This is a genomic window from Nostoc sp. FACHB-892 (genome assembly GCF_014698795.1).
Lineage (GTDB): Bacteria > Cyanobacteriota > Cyanobacteriia > Cyanobacteriales > Nostocaceae > Nostoc.
Window position 1 is genome coordinate 1 of sequence record NZ_JACJTR010000147.1, and the last position, 1,743, is coordinate 1,743.

Sequence of the window (1,743 nt, forward strand, 5' to 3'; positions counted from 1 at the left end):
CAACAATTGAGCAAATTTTTACTATTGAGGATGGTTTGATCAGTCTTTATGAAATTGGCGAAACCGAAACAATCCAACAGATGATTCATTCATACGAGAAACAAAAATGAGTAATTGAGAAGGCAGTACAATTCGAGCTGTTGCTTTACTGTTCGCAATGAACAGAGGTTAATAAGTTTGGTCAGATTCTGTATAAATACTTCACCGCTATTCGCATAATTGTAGCCAAACAATCCGCTTGCACCCGACCGTTTAGAGCCTTTTCATATTGCCCAAAAGAATTAAGATGTTGACTTGCTGCCCCACCCCGTAACCGCAAAAAAGCCACCATCTCCGCATCACACAATCCAGAATCTCCCAACTCAGACATTACCCCTTCAGAAGACCCAGCTTCAGCAATCATTGACGTTACTGCTGTTGAAATTCCTGAATTAACCCAGCAGGAGCAGAGCGATAAGCCTGACGGCATGGCTACGCTTACCGCCTGCACTTGGAGCGTAGGGTAAAACGAGCCTTCTTTGAAGCAGGGAAGGCATTAACTGAGTTACGCGATGGGCTTTCGCCCCGCCGTAGGCGATAAGCGAAGCTTAAGCCTTCGGCTATCGCAGATTATATCGTTCCACGCACAAAACTTTTGAAGATTATTGCCACGAACGCTTTGGTTTTAACCGCAGACAGCCCTACCATTTAATAGAAGCTGCGGTTATTTTTGATAATTTGGTGGAAAAATGTGAACGGAACGTTCACATAATGCCTCCGAATGAGTGGCAAATCAGGCCACTGACCAAGCTAGACCCGGACATCCAGCCTGAAGCATGGGAGCAAGCTATAGAGTCTGCCAACGGGAAAGTACCCTCGCACCGGATCGTCAAAGATGTTGTGCAGCGCATCATCGAGCGTACCCAAGTACCCAATACCTACCAAATCGGCGAAGTCTGCCAAATCCTAGTTAAGGACAACCCGGAACTCAGAGGAAAGGGTGGGTGTTGGGCAATTGTCAGCGCAGTGAATGACTTAAGTTGCATGGTGAAAATGTGGGATGGCGAGTACACCGTTGGGTTGCAGCATCTGAAATCATACGATTACTTGCCTGCCGAATGTGAGCACGATGCAGTCCTTGAGCAATCGCATTAGTCGAGTGTATTGCGAGTCCCTGGAGGAAACAGTTAAAAGTCTGTTGCAGTCGTTGGGTAAGCTGAATCGACCTTATCTAACGGCTGTGGAAGAGAAGTTGTTGAATGTACTGGAGTCTGAATATGGGAGAATACTCTAAACAATTTTGGCAATTTGGCATCCAATGTCTTTGGGTTGCAGTTTTAATGGAGATATCAACACAACGGGACAGTGAAGAAGTTGTACTAGGGATAGGGCAAAACTTTCCGCAACTGGTGTCCCATGCTACGCCAGTTGTCAAACCAGTGCTGTAGAAACGCTCTACATAAATTGATACAGCGCTCAATAGAGTTCAGTTAAGGCTCTGCAACTGGCTAGAAATGAACAAAACCAAATAGGATTTCAGAAGATGAAAAATCTAGATAGCTGGATTGCTGTATAGTTTGAGGTGTACCAGATTATCCTCTTAAGAGTTGCTCTATGATCGCTCTACCTGGTATTTTTATCCAAAACAAAATATACGAAAGTGACAATTCTCTAGTGTACCGGGGCATCAGAGACGATGGAGTAGGGGTCGTCGTAAAAATGCTAAAGCTTGATTATCCCTCTCCCCAAGAACTAACCCGCTAC

General features: G+C 45.0%; 3 protein-coding genes. 2 read left to right on the forward strand and 1 reads right to left on the reverse strand.

The window, feature by feature from the left end; genetic code table 11:
- Nucleotides 1-181: 181 nt before the first annotated feature.
- Nucleotides 182-403 (reverse strand): hypothetical protein, encoded by a 222-nt coding sequence (locus tag H6G96_RS40645; protein ID WP_190920318.1) that lies wholly within the window; start codon nucleotides 401-403, stop codon nucleotides 182-184.
- A 347-nt stretch (nucleotides 404-750) separates the two neighbouring features.
- On the opposite strand from H6G96_RS40645, the gene H6G96_RS42230 reads away from it, so the two are divergent.
- Together H6G96_RS42230 and H6G96_RS40655 are read left to right on the forward strand one after the other, a co-directional pair.
- Complete coding sequence (locus H6G96_RS42230; RefSeq protein WP_242063673.1) at nucleotides 751-1,134, forward strand: hypothetical protein; 384 nt, start codon at nucleotides 751-753, stop codon at nucleotides 1,132-1,134.
- Between the two features lie 122 nt (nucleotides 1,135-1,256).
- A complete protein-coding gene (locus tag H6G96_RS40655; protein WP_190920320.1) occupies nucleotides 1,257-1,427 on the forward strand; it encodes a hypothetical protein in 171 nt (56 codons plus the stop codon).
- The last annotated feature ends 316 nt before the right edge of the window (nucleotides 1,428-1,743 follow it).